At 37.9% G+C, this 16697-nt stretch carries 21 protein-coding genes; 18 read left to right on the top strand and 3 right to left on the bottom strand.

Annotation, left to right across the window (positions count from 1 at the left end):
* The first annotated feature begins 8 nt into the window (after positions 1-8).
* The 5 genes from CJF29_RS18920 (at position 9) to CJF29_RS18940 (ending at position 4783) form a co-directional block, all read left to right on the top strand.
* On the top strand, positions 9-3227 hold the full coding sequence (locus CJF29_RS18920) for an efflux RND transporter permease subunit (RefSeq protein ID WP_099147560.1): 3219 nt from the start codon (positions 9-11) through the stop codon (positions 3225-3227).
* A gap of 2 nt (positions 3228-3229) precedes the next feature.
* Positions 3230-3547 carry a P-II family nitrogen regulator gene (locus tag CJF29_RS18925; protein WP_074560253.1) on the top strand — a complete coding sequence of 106 codons (318 nt, stop codon included), beginning with the start codon at positions 3230-3232 and terminating at the stop codon, positions 3545-3547.
* 2 nt (positions 3548-3549) lie between these two features.
* A complete protein-coding gene (locus CJF29_RS18930) occupies positions 3550-3741 on the top strand; it encodes a DUF2892 domain-containing protein (RefSeq protein WP_074560256.1) in 192 nt (63 codons plus the stop codon).
* Between the two features lie 136 nt (positions 3742-3877).
* Positions 3878-4240, top strand: coding sequence for a winged helix DNA-binding protein (locus tag CJF29_RS18935; protein WP_074560258.1), 363 nt, complete (start codon positions 3878-3880; stop codon positions 4238-4240).
* Positions 4241-4783 (top strand): 3'-5' exonuclease, encoded by a 543-nt coding sequence (locus CJF29_RS18940; protein WP_099147561.1) that lies wholly within the window; start codon positions 4241-4243, stop codon positions 4781-4783.
* Between the two features lie 78 nt (positions 4784-4861).
* Here CJF29_RS18940 and uxuA read toward each other — a convergent pair whose 3' ends face one another.
* Genes uxuA through CJF29_RS18955 form a run of 3 tightly spaced genes read right to left on the bottom strand, consistent with a single transcriptional unit; the run spans position 4862 to position 8095 of the window.
* Positions 4862-6031 carry a mannonate dehydratase gene (gene uxuA / locus CJF29_RS18945; protein WP_099147562.1) on the bottom strand — a complete coding sequence of 390 codons (1170 nt, stop codon included), beginning with the start codon at positions 6029-6031 and terminating at the stop codon, positions 4862-4864.
* Between the two features lie 35 nt (positions 6032-6066).
* A complete protein-coding gene (locus CJF29_RS18950) occupies positions 6067-6879 on the bottom strand; it encodes an SDR family oxidoreductase (protein WP_074560266.1) in 813 nt (270 codons plus the stop codon).
* A gap of 52 nt (positions 6880-6931) precedes the next feature.
* Complete coding sequence (locus CJF29_RS18955) at positions 6932-8095, bottom strand: IS4 family transposase (protein ID WP_099147671.1); 1164 nt, start codon at positions 8093-8095, stop codon at positions 6932-6934.
* 118 nt (positions 8096-8213) lie between these two features.
* Here CJF29_RS18955 and CJF29_RS18960 point away from each other — a divergent pair, with 118 nt between their 5' ends.
* The 13 genes from CJF29_RS18960 to tnpC all read left to right on the top strand — a co-directional run bounded on the left by CJF29_RS18960 (position 8214) and on the right by tnpC (position 16478).
* Positions 8214-8774, top strand: a complete 561-nt coding sequence (locus tag CJF29_RS18960) for a phosphatidylserine decarboxylase family protein (protein WP_081352778.1) — start codon at positions 8214-8216, stop codon at positions 8772-8774.
* A gap of 133 nt (positions 8775-8907) precedes the next feature.
* A complete protein-coding gene (locus tag CJF29_RS18965) occupies positions 8908-9429 on the top strand; it encodes a DUF134 domain-containing protein (RefSeq protein ID WP_074560541.1) in 522 nt (173 codons plus the stop codon).
* Positions 9430-9458: 29 nt separating this feature from the next.
* Positions 9459-9776, top strand: coding sequence for a NifB/NifX family molybdenum-iron cluster-binding protein (locus tag CJF29_RS18970; protein WP_074560538.1), 318 nt, complete (start codon positions 9459-9461; stop codon positions 9774-9776).
* A 22-nt stretch (positions 9777-9798) separates the two neighbouring features.
* Positions 9799-9972 carry a DUF5320 family protein gene (locus CJF29_RS18975; RefSeq protein ID WP_217638843.1) on the top strand — a complete coding sequence of 58 codons (174 nt, stop codon included), beginning with the start codon at positions 9799-9801 and terminating at the stop codon, positions 9970-9972.
* A 19-nt stretch (positions 9973-9991) separates the two neighbouring features.
* Positions 9992-10357, top strand: a complete 366-nt coding sequence (locus tag CJF29_RS18980; protein WP_074560521.1) for a NifB/NifX family molybdenum-iron cluster-binding protein — start codon at positions 9992-9994, stop codon at positions 10355-10357.
* Positions 10338-11222, top strand: coding sequence for a P-loop NTPase (locus CJF29_RS18985; RefSeq protein WP_176553194.1), 885 nt, complete (start codon positions 10338-10340; stop codon positions 11220-11222). The genes CJF29_RS18980 and CJF29_RS18985 overlap by 20 nt, the downstream gene beginning before the upstream one ends.
* Positions 11203-12066: an ATP-binding protein gene (locus CJF29_RS18990; protein ID WP_099147640.1), complete on the top strand. Its 864-nt coding sequence runs from the start codon at positions 11203-11205 to the stop codon at positions 12064-12066. The genes CJF29_RS18985 and CJF29_RS18990 overlap by 20 nt, the downstream gene beginning before the upstream one ends.
* Before the next feature lie 28 nt (positions 12067-12094).
* A complete protein-coding gene (locus CJF29_RS18995; protein ID WP_218014244.1) occupies positions 12095-12493 on the top strand; it encodes a DUF362 domain-containing protein in 399 nt (132 codons plus the stop codon).
* A 25-nt stretch (positions 12494-12518) separates the two neighbouring features.
* Positions 12519-13322 (top strand): Mrp/NBP35 family ATP-binding protein, encoded by an 804-nt coding sequence (locus CJF29_RS19000; RefSeq protein ID WP_099147638.1) that lies wholly within the window; start codon positions 12519-12521, stop codon positions 13320-13322.
* A gap of 9 nt (positions 13323-13331) precedes the next feature.
* Complete coding sequence (locus CJF29_RS19005; protein ID WP_099147637.1) at positions 13332-13751, top strand: acyl-CoA thioesterase; 420 nt, start codon at positions 13332-13334, stop codon at positions 13749-13751.
* Positions 13752-13896: 145 nt separating this feature from the next.
* Positions 13897-14265, top strand: a complete 369-nt coding sequence (locus tag CJF29_RS19010) for a hypothetical protein (RefSeq protein WP_170834904.1) — start codon at positions 13897-13899, stop codon at positions 14263-14265.
* A gap of 1 nt (position 14266) precedes the next feature.
* Positions 14267-14611 (top strand): IS66 family insertion sequence element accessory protein TnpB, encoded by a 345-nt coding sequence (gene tnpB / locus CJF29_RS19015; RefSeq protein WP_004297053.1) that lies wholly within the window; start codon positions 14267-14269, stop codon positions 14609-14611.
* An 88-nt stretch (positions 14612-14699) separates the two neighbouring features.
* On the top strand, positions 14700-16478 hold the full coding sequence (gene tnpC / locus CJF29_RS19020) for an IS66 family transposase (RefSeq protein ID WP_413544508.1): 1779 nt from the start codon (positions 14700-14702) through the stop codon (positions 16476-16478).
* Positions 16479-16697 lie beyond the last annotated feature (219 nt).

Consider the following 16697-nt stretch of genomic DNA (forward strand, 5'->3'; position numbering starts at 1 on the left):
GCACGATTATGGAACAAGGAATATCAGGAAAAATAGCAAAAGCATTTATCAAATCAAAGCTGAGTATTCTGCTGATGATTGCTTTTATGCTGCTCGGTGTATTCAGTATCTACTATATTCCACGCGAAGAAGAGCCTCAAATAGAGGTGCCGATGGCGGATATTATGATTGGATATCCTGGAGCAAGCCCCAGTGAAATGGAAAGTACAGTTGTGCAACCTATCGAAAAGATCGTCTCTAATATTAAAGGAGTAGAAGATGTGTATTCTACATCCATGAATGGCATGGCTATGCTAACCGTTCAATTCTATGTTGGAGAAGATGTAGAACGTTCGTTAGTTAAGTTATACAACGAACTAATGAAAAATATGGATCAGATGCCTCAAGGAGTAACGATGCCTTTAGTGAAATCGCGCTCCATAGATGACGTACCTGTTCTTTCGTTCACTTTATGGAGTGACAAGATGGGAAGTTACCAAATTAGACAAGTGGCAGAAGTATTGGCTAACGAACTCAAGAAAACGCCAGATGTGGCTCAGGTCAAAATTATAGGAGGACAAAATCGCCAAGTGAATGTATGGCTCGACAAAGACAAGATGGCTGAAAGTAAGATTGATTTCGGAATCATCTCTCAGTCTTTATCAGCTAATAACGCACAGATGGAAAGTGGTAACATCATTACGGGTGATGCTGTATATTCTGTACAAACGGGTAATTTCTTCGCCAATGTAGAAGAAGTTAAAAACACGATTGTAGGAACAAATAATGGACAACCTGTATACCTATATCAAGTTGCTACTGTAGATGACGGTCCAAAGTTACCAGACACTTACGTATCCTTTGGATATGGGGCTGCCAGTCCAAAAGAATACGGAAAGAATCCTGACGAATATGCTGCTGTTACTGTTTCTATTGCCAAGAAGAAGGGGGCAGATGCCATGAAACTTGCCGACATTCTAATCAATAGAGTAGATCATTTAAAAAAAGATCTGATCACCAATGATCTTAATGTTGAGGTCACTAGAAATTATGGTCTTACAGCTTCACACAAGGTTTCAGAATTACTTTGGCACCTCACGATTGCCATTCTCATCGTAACCCTCTTTGTTATGGCGGCCATGGGATGGCGCGGCGGTTTAGTCGTTTTCCTTTCCGTACCTATCACCTTTGCACTGACTCTCTTCGCCTACTACTTTCTTGGTTACACGCTAAACCGCATCACACTGTTTGCATTAGTCTTTGTTACTGGTATTGTAACCGACGATTCGATTATCATTGCAGAAAACATGTACCGACACTTCAAAATGAAGAAACTTCCGCCGATGCAAGCTGCACTCTATGCTATCAATGAAGTGGGAAATCCAACCATATTGGCCACATTAACAGTTATTGCTGCGGTATTACCAATGGCGTTCGTATCTGGAATGATGGGGCCTTATATGAGTCCGATGCCCATTGGATCATCTATAGCTATGATCTTCTCTTTACTGCTAGCACTGACTCTTACTCCTTATTTTGGGTATTTGTTTTTACGACACAAAGGGAAAAACGATAGTGATGAGAATGAAGAAGCAAAGGTGGATGAAGACAATTCTGACATACATAAGACCCGTATATATAAAGTATACTCAGCCATCACAACTCCTTTCCTTGAAAGTCGGAAAAAACGCTGGAGTTTCATGATAGGATTGACAGTAATTTTATTAGGTTCGTTAGTTTTATTCTATACAAAATCAGTGCCTGTAAAGATGCTTCCGTTTGATAATAAAAATGAGTTCCAGGTAGTAGTCGACATGCCCGAAGGTACAACCTTAGAGCGTACATCAGCCGTCACTCAAGAGTTAGGTGCCTACATCAGCCAGCAAAACATGGTGACAAACTATCAGATTTATGTCGGCACATCTGCTCCTATCAGTTTTAATGGGTTGGTTCGTCACTATGACTTACGCCGAGGTGATAATGTTGCCGATATACAAGTGAATCTGATTGATAAAGGAGAACGTAGCGAACAAAGTCATGACATAGCTAGAGCTATGCGCGCCAGTTTGCAAAAAATCGGGAAAAGATATGGAGCGAATGTGAAAGTTGTAGAAGTTCCTCCCGGTCCTCCGGTTATGTCAACAGTGGTAGCAGAGATTTATGGTCCTGATTACAACAAGCAGATTGAAATTGGTGAAAAGGTTAAAGCAATTCTGTCCAAAACAGATAATGTAGTAGATGTTGATTGGACGGTTGAAAGTAATCAAACCGAATATAAGTTTGAGGTAGATAAAGACAAAGCCATGAAGCAAGGCATCCCTAGTGGACAGATTGTGCAAAATATGCGTGGTGCTTTATCAGGGCTACCTGTAGGTGTCCTCCACCAGCCATCAACTGTCAATCAAGTGGGCATAATGCTCCAGCTTCCAGAAGAACAAAAATCGAACATCAACGAAGTGATGAGTCTCAATGTAGTCAGTCCTCGTGGAACGACTACACAGATAGGCAACTTAGTAAATGTTAAAGAAGGAGAGAAAGCCAAAAGTATCTATCGGAAAAATCAGAAACGAGTTGTTTATGTGCTAGCTGAAGTAGCAGGTGAACTTGAAAGTCCTGTTTATGCTATGATGGATGCTTCTAAACAACTAGCTAAAATTAAGTTGCCCGAAGGATATACGCTCAACGAAGAATATAGTGCACAACCAGAGAAGGAAGACAATTTTTCAATCAAGTGGGATGGTGAATGGAAAATCACTTACGAGGTATTTCGTGACCTTGGTTTAGCATTCCTATTTGTTTTGATCATCATTTATATGCTCATTGTAGGTTGGTTCCAAAACTTTATCACTCCCCTTGTGCAGCTAGCTGCCATTCCTCTGTCTCTCATTGGAATTGTTCTAGGTCACTGGGTTATGGGGGCTTATTTTAGTGCTCCTTCTATGATCGGTTTTATTGCGCTAGCAGGTATAATGGTACGAAATTCGGTGTTATTAATTGACTTCATTGATATACGTTTGAAAGACGGCATTCCATTGAAGCAAGCTGTTATCGAAGCCGGAGCTGTACGTACTACTCCTATCATTCTTACAGCCGGAGGTGTAGTACTTGGAGCCATAGTTATGTTGTTCGATCCTATTTTCCAAGGACTAGCCATCTCTTTAATGGGAGGAACCCTAACTTCTACCATGCTTACTCTAGTAGTAGTGCCTTTATTATATTTTAAGATGTTAAAGAATAAAGTAAAATAATTATGAAATTAATCGTCGTTTTAAGTATCACCGAGTATCAGGAGCGAGTATCCAAACTACTCCATGAAGCAGGTGTAAACCGTTTCAGCGTGATGTCTATGACCGGATTCAAAAAGAGCAAAGAGCACGTGGCACTCAACTGGTTCGGTTCAGATTCACCAAAAGCTAAAACGAACTCGATCTTGCTGTTCAGCTTTGCACCGGAAGACATTGCTCGCAATGTTATCCAAAGCATAGATAAATGTAATGATGAAACTCGGAATCCATACCCGGTTCATGCTTTTATTCTTGATGTAGAACAATACTCTAAATTTCTTTAATTATGAAAAAAGAATATATCATTCGCCTTGTAGCTGGCACATTAGTACTTATTGGTATAACGCTTAGTTATTTTGTATCTAATGGGTGGCTTTTCCTACCTCTATTTGTTGGACTCAACCTTGTGCAATCATCATTCACCGGATTCTGCCCTCTTGAAATGATTCTCGATAAAATAGGAGTTAAGAATAGCTAATGGACGAAACAGTTTCCTGAGGAAATTTGTTTCATTACTAATTATATCTACTTTTGCATGGCAATTGGATTTGCCAGTCCCGACAGATTAGTTATAGTCTGTCGGGAATAAGCTATCAAACAAAGAAAAAGACAATATGGAAACATTATGTAAAATAAGAGATATTTATCGTGCAGTAGCTGCTTTTGAACTTGAATTTGAGAAAGCACATAACTTATGTTTAAATGAAGGGATGCTACTTTGTACGCTGTCGAAAACAGAAAGACTTTCTTCTGGTGAACTAGCCGAATCGCTAGGACTTACTACCTCAAACACTTCTAAAGTAATTAGATCGGTAGAAAGCAAAGGATTAGTAGAGCGAGTGTTGGGAGTTGTTGATAAAAGACAAATGTATTTCTCTTTAACCCCTAAAGGGAAACAAGCTTTATCGCAAATTAAATGTAATGAACAGGATATTCCTAATTTACTGAAAGATATATTGAAAACAACTGAAGAATAAATGAAGATTTTTGTAGCAATAGACTTTGAGACAGCTAATGGGAATCGCGCCAGTGTGTGTAGCGTAGGAATAGTCATCGTAAAGAATGGAGAGATCATAAACAAACTCTATCGCCTGATTCGCCCTTTTCCAAACTACTATACCCAATGGACAACAGCAGTTCATGGGCTTACCTCTACGGATACAGAAAAAGCTGAAGATTTTCCTAAGGTATGGGCTGAAATAAAGCCTCTACTTGAGGATCTTCCTTTAGTGGCTCACAACAGCCCGTTCGATGAAGGTTGTCTTAAAGCTGTTCACGAAGTCTATCAATTGACGTATCCTGAGTACAAGTTCTACTGCACATGCCGTACCTCTCGGAAGGTCTTTGGAAAACAACTACCCAATCACCAGTTACACACTGTAGCTGCTCGTTGCGGATATGATTTAACGAATCATCATCATGCACTTGCTGATGCTGAAGCTTGTGCACAAATAGCTTTGCAACTCATTCCCGAACCCAAAAAAGAAAAAGTAGTCGATACACATACGGGGTTATTTTAAAAGACACTACCACTATAATTGTATTCAATCATAGCCGTAGCGTCTTTCATTATTAATAACAGAAATATGAAATATCGATTAAAGAATAGACTTAGCGATTCCTACTTCCAATCCACGCAATTCTGCCAGTCCACGAAGACGACCTAAACAAGAATATCCAGGATTCGTTTTCTTTTTCAAATCGTCAATCATCTGGTGTCCATGATCCGGACGCATAGCTATTGAACATTTACGACGTTGTTGAAGAAGAATCAAGCTTTTCATTACGTTATACATATCAACGTTTCCTTCCAAATGATTTGCTTCAAAGAAGTTACCTTCTTCATCACGCTGTGTGCTACGCAAGTGTACAAAGTTTACGCGATCACCAAAACGTTCCATCATACCTGCTAAATCATTATCAGCACGCACACCAAACGAACCAGTGCATAAGCAAAGACCATTAGATTCGTTAGGAACTGCTTCAATCAGTTTCTTAAAGTCTTCTTCAGTACTCAAAATACGTGGCAAACCTAGAATCGTATAAGGAGGATCATCAGGATGGATCACCAGCTTCGCACCAACTTCATCAGCTACAGGAGCTATTTCCTTCAAGAAGAAAATCAAATTTGAACGAAGTTTCTCCGCATCAATATCATTATAACGATCAAGTGCTTGTTGGAATTGTTCGACAGTAAAACTCTCTTCAGAACCTGGAAGTCCTGCAATCATATTACGAACTAGCAACTTCTTATCATCTTCACTCATCTGCTCAAAACGAGCTTTAGCTTTAGCTATTTCTTCCGAAGAGTAGTCTTTTTCAGCATTCGGGCGCTTCAAGATGAAAAGATCGAATGCAACAAAAGCTGCTTTTTCAAATCGCAAAGCTTTTGAACCATCAGGCATGGTATAAGCAAGATCCGTACGGGTCCAGTCTAGCACAGGCATAAAATTGTAAGTAACCACCATCACGCCACATTGAGCAAGATTACAGATGCTTTCCTTATAATTTTCAATATATCTCATGAAATCACCTGTCTGAGTCTTGATATGTTCGTGTACGGGTACACTCTCAACAACCGACCAAGTAAGTCCTACTTCTTCAATCATTTGCTTCCGCTTCATGATTTCTTCTACTGTCCACACCTCTCCATTGGGGATATGATGAAGCGCATTCACTATACCGGTAGCACCTGCCTGTTTGATATCCCATAAACTTACAGGATCATTAGGGCCATACCAGCGCCAAGTTTGTTCACATAAATACATAATACTAATTTTTGAATGATGATTGTTGAATAAGATTAGATAGAGAAAGCGTCGAAGCCGCCATCGATCACAGCAACCGTACCAGTTACAAAGTTCGAAGCATCACTGATCAGATAATGAATCGTTCCATATAGATCTTCGGGTTCACCGAAACGGTTGAATGGGGTATGCGCCAAAATCGTTTTAGAGCGATCAGTTAGCGAACCATCAGGGTTTGTCAATAAAGCACGATTTTGATCAGTCAAGAAGAATCCTGGAGCAATAGCATTCACACGCAATCCATTACCGAATTTCAAAGCCAATTCGCCTGCCATATATTTAGTAAAGTTAGCGATAGCAGCTTTTGCAGCACCGTAACCCACTACACGAGTCAACGGACGAAGAGCTGACTCTGAGCAGAAGTTTACAATCGCACCTTTCTTTTGTTCCACCATTATTTCAGCAAATACCATAGTAGGTAGCACAGTACCAAATAAATTCAAGTCAACAACTTTTTTGAAAGCATCGATTTGCAGATCAAAGAATGTTTTATCAGGAGCAATCGTAGCTCCTGCCATATTACCTCCGGCAGCATTCAGCAATACGTCAATACGACCATAAGCTTTCATAATGTCTACTTTATTACCTTCCAACACTTCCTTATCCATTACATCGGTATATAAAAACATCGCTTCATTACCTTCAGCCTTGATTCCATCAACCAAAGCTTGGCCAGCTTCAGCACTTCTATCCAGAATTACAACTTTTGCACCTTCTTTAGCCAAATAAGCAGCAATACCTTTACCTAAGATTCCGGCTCCGCCGGTAATTACAACAACTTTGTCTTTTACAGAAAATAATTCGTTCATGTTTTTTTTCTTTATATGGTTTATCATTAGTGTCCACTAAAAATGTGGACGATTAAAAATTAAATAAATTTGGTTCACTTGAACCGCATCGATCTTTGTCATTTTTGAATTTAGCCTTATCAAAGAGATTTGTCAAATTGGTTTTGTCAGTAAGTGAAATACTTAAAATCTGCAGTACCTCGTAAGTACTTCTTTCTAGTTTCATATCATGCTGTACAATAGCAACTAGACAATATGCACAAATAGCAGAATATATCTGAATTCGAACTGCATTCTGGGTTGTTCCCCAGAATTTTTTAATCTTTAGGTGTTGCTTAAGCCATTTGAAAAACAGTTCAACTTGCCACCTATTTTTATAAAGTTCTGCAACCTGAATAGAGGTTAAATGCATGGCATTGGTTAAGAACATGAACTCTCGTTTCTGTTCATCATCCCAATAACGTACAAGCCTCAGTTTATTAGGATAATGCTTTTTGGGGTAGTACCCAATTAACTCTATTCTAGCATCGGATAATACATTCTTTGGCATACGACGCTTCCATTGGATCGTTTTGTATTTCAGATTCTTTTTGGCTCTGATAACAAAATATGACTCAATTGTTTCTATTTTGAATAAACGCTTAAAGTCATTATGTCCACGATCAAAGATGTAGTATGAGCCTACTTCATAGGGGATTACATCCATCGCCTTTGAATCATGAACTCTTGCATCTGTGATATGAAAGAATGCTGGAATCTGAGTTTCCACATCATAAAGAGTATGCATTTTAATGCCGCCTTTATGTCTGCGGAACTTTGCCCACCAAAATACATTTAAGCATAAATCTATTGTCGTGGAATCAAAGGCATATACGTTACCATCAAGTCTGAAGATATTAACTGCACGTTTCTTACGTGCTTCATCGACGAGATAATAAGCAAAATCTTCAAAGATTCTGTAGTCTCTATTCTGATTAGCTTTTGCAAGATTACTTTTAGTTACATTACGACCAAGTCCCAGATGATATGTCTTATTGGCATGTGCCTCTATTGCAACTATTAAGTCACGTAGACTCTCCCGATTACAAAGTTGACCAAACATCAATGTTAGGAGTTGATTCCAACAAGTAAAGAACTTCACATACTTATCTCCATCGTATTTTGCTACGATTCGATTAAACTTACTTCTGTTGAGAAATGCAGTCAGTTGAGCGAAAACGTATTTATCTTGAAACATATGCTATTCAATTAAGAATGCAAAGTAATAGAATCAAGTCCGTTCGCTCGAATAATCGTTGTATAAGACTAATATTCAATCATTTCAAAGAACTCTTTGCGTTTTTTAGTGGACGCTTATGACTTTAACCATTATTGGATGTTCCATTTTTTCTTTTATGTCTTATTTTTTTAGAAATCCTAAAAGAAAAGTTCCTGTTAATAATAATGTTGTGTATGCTCCAGCTGATGGTAAAATAGTCGCGTTGGAGGAAGTATTTGAGAATGAGTACTTGAATGTAAAGTGTATAAAAGTATCTATTTTTATGTCAATGCTTAATGTTCATGTTAATCGTTATCCTATAAGTGGGGTTATTAAATATAGTAAGTATCATCCTGGTCGGTATTTTATTGCATATTATCCTAAAGCTTCAGAATTTAATGAGCATCACTCTACAGTAATTGAAACACCAGAAGGGAAATCTGTTTTGGTTAAACAGATTGCTGGTATAATAGCACGAAGGATTGTTTGTTATGCTAATATAGGTAAAGAGACTGTGCAAGGGGAGGATTTAGGATTTATTAAATTTGGATCAAGAGTTGATCTGTTTTTGCCATTGGGTACTAGTATAGCAATAGAAAAGGGTGAAAAGGTGAAAGGCAATAATACAATTGTTGCTTTTCTTGATATGAAAGACTGATATAAAAGTGCGTGAAAGGATATAACAATAAAAACCATTCTTTAAAAGAATGGTTCATTTTATGAAAAATAAACATTAAATATTTTAATTATGAACAAATGTTCATTATATTTGCATCTAAATAATAATAACAATGTCAGGAAGACCTAAAATTATAAGAAAGATCGCAACCCAACCTGTTGTCTCAGGGTTCAGGCCGTATGGCATGGGTCAGACAGCTAAGAAAAGAGATTCTTTATTTTTATTATATGAAGAATATGAAGCATTACGTCTTTGTGATTATGAAAAATATACTCAGGCAGAAGCTTCATCTTTTATGAATGTATCTCGACCTACTCTAACTAGAATTTATATGTCAGCCAGAGAAAAAATTGCACAAGCATTTGTAGAAGGACGGAATATAATTATTGAAGGAGGCAAAGTTAGCTTTGATAGTGAATGGTATACTTGTGATTTATGTAAAAGTATTTTTAATAATCCATCAGATGAAGAAATAATAGAAAAATGTCCTCTATGTGGAAGTAGAGATATCTATAATTATGAAAAAACGTCTGAAGATAAAAAGACTGATTCTTTTAATTTTGATTACGGTGGTTGTGGAAGAGGACACTGCTCAAATAAACGTAAAAGAGGACGTAGATGCCAGATAAAATGAGTTTTAAATTCTTAGTTTAGAAATGTGATATGAAAGTAGCAATTACAAGTTCTGGAAATACTTTAAAAAGTAATCTGGATAAACGTTTTGGTCGTTGTTCGTTTTTTGCAATTTATGATACGGAAACAAAAGATGTAGAATTTATCCCTAATCCTAATAAAGAAGCAGAAGAAGGAGCTGGACCCGCATCGGTTCAACTTGTTGCATCTATTCCGGTTAATAAAATTGTATCAGGAGAATTCGGTTTTAAAATTAAATCATTATTGGTTGATTTGAAGATTCAAATGATAGTTCTTAAAGAACCCGATATAACAATTGAAAATATTATTAAGTTACTAAATCAATAAAATTATTAAAACTATGCCACGTATGGATGGAACAGGTCCTGAAGGGAAAGGTTCTCGCTCAGGGCGGAAATTAGGTAATTGTGTAGAACTCTCAAAAGAAGAACTTTTGCAAAAGCTTGGTCGAGGTGAAGGAAAACGAAGACAGACTGGAGGTGGAGAAGGTGATAAAAAACGATTAAGAAGTAATAAAAAATAATTGATTAAAATATATTTAAATGAATAAAAAAATTGCGATTCCTATAGAGGATGGAATGTTGTGTGCTCATTTTGGGCATTGTGAATATTTTTATGTAGCTGATTTGGTCAATAATGAAATTGTCAAAGAAGAGATGATAACTCCTCCTGAACATCAGCCTGGACTTTATCCTGCATGGATTGCTGGAAAAGGTGTTTCAATTGTTATTGCAGGAGGAATGGGTGAGAAAGCGAAAGTGCTTTTTCGCAAAGAAAATATTGATTTGTATGTAGGTGCTGAAAGAAAAGAGCCTAAAGAATTGGTCCTTGAATTTATTAATGGAGGCTTAATTACTGGAGCCAATACTTGTAATCACGATGACCATCATGAACATAGTTGTAGCTAGTGGCAAAGGCGGAACAGGTAAAACATTCTTTTCAACAAACCTGTTTTACTCGTTCCGTAAAATGGGAATTCTCTCAAGTTTGGTTGATTGTGACGCTGAAGCTCCAAACTCTTTTATTTTCTTTTCGGTTAAAAAGATAAAAGAAGAAGTGATTTCAGAATACAGACCTGTACTTGATCGTTCGAGATGTGTTATGTGTGGAAAGTGTTTTGAATACTGTAGCTATAATGCAATCTTCTTCTTGCCGGCTATGAATAAGATTCAGTTGCTGGATGATTTATGCCATGGATGTGCTGCTTGCTCTGTTGCTTGTACTCATTCAGCTATAAGAGATTCTTATAAGTTTATAGGAAAAGTTACATCGTATAGGACTGATGAGTATGGATTGTGTATGTTTGAAGCGAAAATGACTCCAGGGGTTTCTTCTGCGGTTCCGGTAATTAAATCAGCTATAAAGACAGCTATAAAATCGTCTCTTCAGCAAGATATTAATTATGTAATTTTAGATTCACCTCCGGGTACTGCTTGTCCTTTTATTCAAACAGCTTCATGTGCTGATTATGTGATTCTTGTAACAGAGCCTACTCCTTTTGGTTTAAGTGATTTGAAGCAGGCAGTTGAAACGCTGAAGACTATGAATAAAGAGATGGGTGTTATTGTTAATCGGGCTGGAATCGGAAATAGAGAAGTTTATCAATATTTAGAAGATGAATTAATCCCATTGTTGGGTGAGATTCCTTTTGATAAAGAGATAGCCATGCGGTATTCTGAGGGGAAGATAGCAGTAAAAGAAATACCTTCATTGCAAGTTATGTTTGAAAATATAGTCAATAGAATAGTGAGGTATGGAAATAGCAGTAATTAGTGGCAAAGGAGGAACTGGCAAGTCAAGTATAAGCTCTGCTTTTATTTCAGTAGCACAGTCTGCAGTGGCTGTTGATTGTGATGTTGACGCCTCTAATCTTTACTTATTATTTTCTCCCTCGTGTAAAGAAGAGCAAGTTTTTGTATCAGGTCATCATGCTGTAATCAATTATGAAAAATGTACTAATTGTGGCTTATGTGTAGATATTTGTCGTTTTGATGCTATTGTTTCTATTGATGGAAAGGTGCAGATTTCAGAAACTAGTTGTGACGGATGTTATTTGTGTTCACGTATATGTCCGGTTCAGGCAATAAAAATGATACCTGCTGATAAGAGTCGTTTGTATGCCGGAACTTTTCGTTATGGAGATATGGTCTATGGACGTTTAGCTCCGGGAGAAGATAATTCTGGGAAATTAGTAAATTTATTACGGGATAAAGCTAAAAAATATGCTGAAGATTATGGATATGAAACTGTAATATTGGATGGCCCTCCGGGAATTGGTTGCCCTGTTATTTCTACTATAACAGGAGTCGACCGGGTAGTTATTGTAACAGAACCAACGATTTCAGGTTTCAAGGATATGCAACGTGCTGTGGATGTTGCTTGTAAGTTTTCTCTAGAATTATTTGTAATTGTAAATAAATACGATTTGAATAAAGTGGTGAGTAAGCAAATTGATGTATGGTGTGAAGAACGTAATATTCCAGTTGTCGCTCATTTACCTTTCGATAATCAGATTGTAGATGCTATGGTTGTTGGTAAAACAATTATTGAATATAATCAGGATAGTGAGATATCACGTTTAATTCATGATGTTTATTATCGGATTGTTAAGGGGTAGTGTATTTGTAAAACAATAAAAAGGAAATATGACTGGAAGGAAGAATCATTTTGGTGGTCCTTTTCGTAGGGGCGGCAATAAAAATGCAGACGATGTTTGTGTCTGTTCTTCGTGTGGGTATATAGTAGAACACGAACATGGTGTTCCTTGTAATTCGTTATTGTGTCCAAAGTGTAATAGCCATTTGATTAGAAAAATAGTTTTAGAAATGTCTGGAAAAGTAGATCAAAAAAAAGAAAATAACCTAAAGGGTGAAAAAGCTTATCCAAAGGTTAATCCGGAATTATGCATGAATTGTGGTAGTTGTGAGGATATTTGTCCCACTGGTGCTATAAGCATCATTGATAATGTGGCATTTATAGATGAAGATAATTGCAAGAAATGTCGGATATGTGTAACTGTGTGTCCGGTAGAAGCGATTAATTGAATTAGAGTTTTTTAAGATAAATAGAATGAAACAAGTTGTTGAAAAAATCCCTATGACAGGGGTCAAGAATATTATTATAGTTGCTTCAGGCAAGGGAGGAGTTGGTAAGTCTACCATTTCGGCTAATTTAGCTATAACTCTTGCACAAAAAGGTTTTAGAACCGCGTTGGTTGATGCTGATATTTATGGTCCTTCTATTCCTAAGATGTTTAATATAGAGAATGAAAGACCTTGTATGTCTGATCATGACAAGAACAAAATGGAACCAATAGAAAAATATGGAGTAAAAATAAATTCTATAGGCTTTTTTGTTGATAAAGACAAATCAATAATCTGGCGTGGTCCGATGGTCTCAAATGCCATTACTCAATTATTTACTGATACGCATTGGGGTGATATTGATTATATGATTATCGATTTTCCTCCGGGGACAGGTGATATTCAAATTACAACAGTTCAAAAATTAAATATAAATGGTGCAATTATAGTAACGACGCCTCAGGAAATATCTATAAATGATGCTCGAAAAGGAGCTGAGATGTTTATCAATTCAAGTATAGAAGTACCGCTGGTAGGAGTTGTTGAAAATATGTCGTGGTTTACTCCGCAACAGCACCTTGATGAAAAGTATTATGTATTTGGAAAAGATGGGGGAAAGAATCTGTCTAATGAATTAGGCACGCCTTTATTGGCTCAGGTTCCACTAATAAAAGAAGTGGGTGAAGCTGCAGAACAAGGTGAAAACTATTCAAATCTGAAGAATGAAGACCTCAATTTAATTTTTGATAAGTTAGCAGAGAGTGTAATTCAAATTGTTCCTGTTAAATAGTAACTTCTTATGATTAGTCATCAATGTGAAATAAGGGTATTATATGCTGATACTGATAAAATGGGGTATGTACATCATTCAAATTACGCCCGATATTGTGAAAAAGCTCGCTGGGAGCTTTTAAGAGATCTTGGAATATCATATAAGACGATTGAAGATTCGGGTCTTATGTTGCCCGTAGTTGGAATGAACTTTAAGTTTCTTAAGCCGGCAATATATGATGATTTGCTTAGAATAGAGACTAATTTGCAAGAAATAAAGGGCCCGTTGATGAAATTTGCTTATTGTATCTATAATCAGAAAAATGAATTGATAAATAAAGGAGAAACAACTCTTGCATTTGTTGATGGAAAGAGCAGGAAACCATGTCATCCTTCACTTCTGCTTTTAAAAGCTTTAAAGGAAAAGGAATGTGTCTTGTCTAGATGACTTTTAATATAATAATGTTATTATGAAGAAAATATCAATTTTATGTTTTGTTTTATTTGCTCTATTAGTAACCATTCTATTTTCCGCCTTGACATAAGTTGTTAGCCGCCATATCTTTGCGCCGTAACCTTTAACAAGAATGATTATGGCAAAAGAAAAAGTAAACTATCAGGAGGTATATGACCTCTACCAGTTATGCAGCGAGACCAAAGATCTTCGAGAGTTCTGTGCTGATTATGGTGTAAATTACGACAAGTTCATGAACTGGCAGCGTCACCAGTTGTGGAGTGAGAAGTTAGGCAAGACAGTCCAGGTTGAGCAGCCCAAGGTTGCCAAAGTCCAGATAACCGGGAAACCATGCAATAGTCCAACTGTGAAGTTGGACGTGAAACATCCTGAAGGTGAACCACCAATAAAATGGATCAAGTTACAGCTGGCGTCTGGCGCAACACTGTTCCTGAGAAACACCACCGTTCTTGATTTGAGCCTGTTGCTTAATAAAATGATAGGATGATATGCTTGGACTGAGTGCTAACCTTAACTATTACCTGTTTAACGGTAATGTTGATTTGCGGAAAGGCATTTTCCGTCTGTGTGAGAGTATAAGGGAAGAAATGTCCCTTGACCCGAGCGATGCGTCCAATGTATATATGTTCATGTCCCGGAACCGAAAGGTTGTGAAGATACTTCATTACGAACGCGGTTTTTATGTGCTTTACGAAAAACGTCCTGTTATGGGCAAATTCAAGAAACCTGTATTTGATGAAGTCTCCAGGTGCTACCGGATACAGTGGTCGGACATGGCTTATCTTACGGAAAGCATTGTAGTTGACAAGATGTACGTTAGTCCGAAAGGCTAATATTAACATACTGATTATCAACAGGATAGTATAAAAAATAAACGGTAAAAAGTTTGCGTAAGTGCCTGATTTTTCGTACCTTTATATCATGATTGATGAAAGAGCATACGAGTTACTTTGCTGCCAGCTGGGTCTGGCGAATGAGGAAAAGGCAGGTCTTCGCAAACAGAATAAAGAATTGATTGCGAGGCTTGAGTCTATTGAAGAATCCAACAGGGAGAACTCTAAAAATCTGATAGATACCATCAATGATCTCAAAGATACCATCGAAAAGCAGTCAACCACGGTTGAACATTACAGGAAAGAAATGGAACTTATGAGAAAGCAGCTTGAAGCAAAGGATGAGGTGAACAGGATGCTGGCAAACGAGATCTCCAATCTCAGACTTCAGCTTGAGGACAGCAGGAAACACCGTTTCGGCCGTACTTCCGAGCAAAGAAGGCTGTTGAACAACCGTAATCTCGACAAGTCCGCTCTGGAACAATCCGAGTATGACGGTTCTGACAGGAAGGATGATAATAATAAGACCGATGATAACGAAACCGGCAGCAATACCTCTTCCGGCAACATACCTGCCCAGAACAGCAAACCTTCAAGGAGAAAGGAAACCGCACCACGTGCCGAGAAAACAAAATTGAAAGTTGACAAGGTGGTAGTACATGAAGTGGACGAGTATTACACGCTTCCAGAAGGGGGACGGTTTATGAACCGCAACGGTATGCCTGATGTGTGGGAATACAGGGTCATAGAACATGTAAGGGCTTATAACGTGGAGCATGTTTACAAGGTGGCAAGGGTAAAGCTTGCGGACGGCACTTTCACAAGCACCATGGAACATCCGCTGAAAAACCTTGGAGGTATCTTCTCTCCTGAACTGCTTGCCCGTCTGCTTTGTCTGAAATATGACTTCAGCATGCCTGAGAACAGACAGATAAGACTGCTTGCAAGAGAGGGTATCCACATAAGCAATACCACGCTGAACAGCTATATCCATAACGGAATCGCCAAACTAAGGGAGTTCATGGAAGATGTCTTCAAGGAGTTTGTACAGAGAGCTAATTACCTTATGGTTGATGAGACTACTGAGCTTGTTGGAGTGGAAACAAAGGAAGGTAAGGCTTACAGGAGAAAGTACTTATGGGCTTTCTTTGCCAAGCATATTAAGATGGTCTATTATCACTATAATAACGGCAGCAGGTCGTCCGATGCGGCAAAATCATTCCTGGAATATTTTATGGGAACCATATCCACTGACGGATATACGGTTTACAGGATGTTTGACGGAGACGACTCAAAGGTGCTTCATATAGGATGCTGGACGCATTGTAGAAGGTTGTGGGTTGATGCCCTGCCTTCAGACAGAACAGCGATGGACATAATAGATCCTATCGGTGAGATGTTCAGAAATGAAGACCTGTTCCGTATGATGAAACTCAGCGGTGAGCAGATTAAGGAAAGAAGGCTTAAGCTAACAGGACCGATTCTTGAACGTATCCATCATAAGGTGGTCATTATGATGCAGGATGCGAAGATTATGGCTAACGAACTGATGAGAAAGGCCGTGAACTATACGATAAACCAGTGGAAATCCTTGAGAAATATCCTCAAGGACGGTTCAGCGGAAATCTCGAACAACCTCTGTGAGCAAAGGATGAAACCTGTAAAGCTGCTGCTCAAGAACTGTATGAACATAGGCAGTGAGGATGCGGCAGAAAACTCAGCATTCATCTTCTCTTTGATAGAGAGTTGTAAGTTAAATGACATAGCCCCTCAGGACTACCTGAAACACTTGTTTGAATGTATTCTTTATGGTAAGGACTGCGACAAGAAGGCGCTTCTGCCATGTTTCTATAAACCGGAATGTTAAAACAAAAATATTTTCTTACGGGCATTTTTATTTTATCGGCTGAAAGACAGCCGATAAAATTGTCGTGGCGGAAAATAGTATGGTTACGCTCTATTAGGCGGTGGAATTAATGGACAGAGTGCTAAAAATAATGCTAATATTACTAAAACGGCAGTTACTAAAAGAGGTTGTTTTAAAGATGTCAATAATAATAAGATTTGTGATAATTATGAAAAAAAA

This window comes from Bacteroides celer (assembly GCF_002632415.2).
Classification (GTDB): domain Bacteria; phylum Bacteroidota; class Bacteroidia; order Bacteroidales; family Bacteroidaceae; genus Bacteroides.

Excerpts from the sequence above, each read along its gene's own strand:
- CJF29_RS18920 (WP_099147560.1), top strand. The coding sequence starts at position 9 with ATGGAACAAGGAATATCAGGAAAAATAGCAAAAGCATTTATCAAATCA.
- CJF29_RS18925 (WP_074560253.1), top strand. The coding sequence starts at position 3,230 with ATGAAATTAATCGTCGTTTTAAGTATCACCGAGTATCAGGAGCGAGTA.
- CJF29_RS18930 (WP_074560256.1), top strand. The coding sequence starts at position 3,550 with ATGAAAAAAGAATATATCATTCGCCTTGTAGCTGGCACATTAGTACTT.
- CJF29_RS18935 (WP_074560258.1), top strand. The coding sequence starts at position 3,878 with ATGGAAACATTATGTAAAATAAGAGATATTTATCGTGCAGTAGCTGCT.
- CJF29_RS18940 (WP_099147561.1), top strand. The coding sequence starts at position 4,241 with ATGAAGATTTTTGTAGCAATAGACTTTGAGACAGCTAATGGGAATCGC.
- uxuA (WP_099147562.1), bottom strand. The coding sequence starts at position 6,031 with ATGTATTTATGTGAACAAACTTGGCGCTGGTATGGCCCTAATGATCCT.
- CJF29_RS18950 (WP_074560266.1), bottom strand. The coding sequence starts at position 6,879 with ATGAACGAATTATTTTCTGTAAAAGACAAAGTTGTTGTAATTACCGGC.
- CJF29_RS18955 (WP_099147671.1), bottom strand. The coding sequence starts at position 8,095 with ATGTTTCAAGATAAATACGTTTTCGCTCAACTGACTGCATTTCTCAAC.
- CJF29_RS18960 (WP_081352778.1), top strand. The coding sequence starts at position 8,214 with ATGACTTTAACCATTATTGGATGTTCCATTTTTTCTTTTATGTCTTAT.
- CJF29_RS18965 (WP_074560541.1), top strand. The coding sequence starts at position 8,908 with ATGTCAGGAAGACCTAAAATTATAAGAAAGATCGCAACCCAACCTGTT.
- CJF29_RS18970 (WP_074560538.1), top strand. The coding sequence starts at position 9,459 with ATGAAAGTAGCAATTACAAGTTCTGGAAATACTTTAAAAAGTAATCTG.
- CJF29_RS18975 (WP_217638843.1), top strand. The coding sequence starts at position 9,799 with ATGGATGGAACAGGTCCTGAAGGGAAAGGTTCTCGCTCAGGGCGGAAA.
- CJF29_RS18980 (WP_074560521.1), top strand. The coding sequence starts at position 9,992 with ATGAATAAAAAAATTGCGATTCCTATAGAGGATGGAATGTTGTGTGCT.
- CJF29_RS18985 (WP_176553194.1), top strand. The coding sequence starts at position 10,338 with ATGAACATAGTTGTAGCTAGTGGCAAAGGCGGAACAGGTAAAACATTC.
- CJF29_RS18990 (WP_099147640.1), top strand. The coding sequence starts at position 11,203 with ATGGAAATAGCAGTAATTAGTGGCAAAGGAGGAACTGGCAAGTCAAGT.
- CJF29_RS18995 (WP_218014244.1), top strand. The coding sequence starts at position 12,095 with ATGACTGGAAGGAAGAATCATTTTGGTGGTCCTTTTCGTAGGGGCGGC.
- CJF29_RS19000 (WP_099147638.1), top strand. The coding sequence starts at position 12,519 with ATGAAACAAGTTGTTGAAAAAATCCCTATGACAGGGGTCAAGAATATT.
- CJF29_RS19005 (WP_099147637.1), top strand. The coding sequence starts at position 13,332 with ATGATTAGTCATCAATGTGAAATAAGGGTATTATATGCTGATACTGAT.
- CJF29_RS19010 (WP_170834904.1), top strand. The coding sequence starts at position 13,897 with ATGGCAAAAGAAAAAGTAAACTATCAGGAGGTATATGACCTCTACCAG.
- tnpB (WP_004297053.1), top strand. The coding sequence starts at position 14,267 with ATGCTTGGACTGAGTGCTAACCTTAACTATTACCTGTTTAACGGTAAT.
- tnpC (WP_413544508.1), top strand. The coding sequence starts at position 14,700 with ATGATTGATGAAAGAGCATACGAGTTACTTTGCTGCCAGCTGGGTCTG.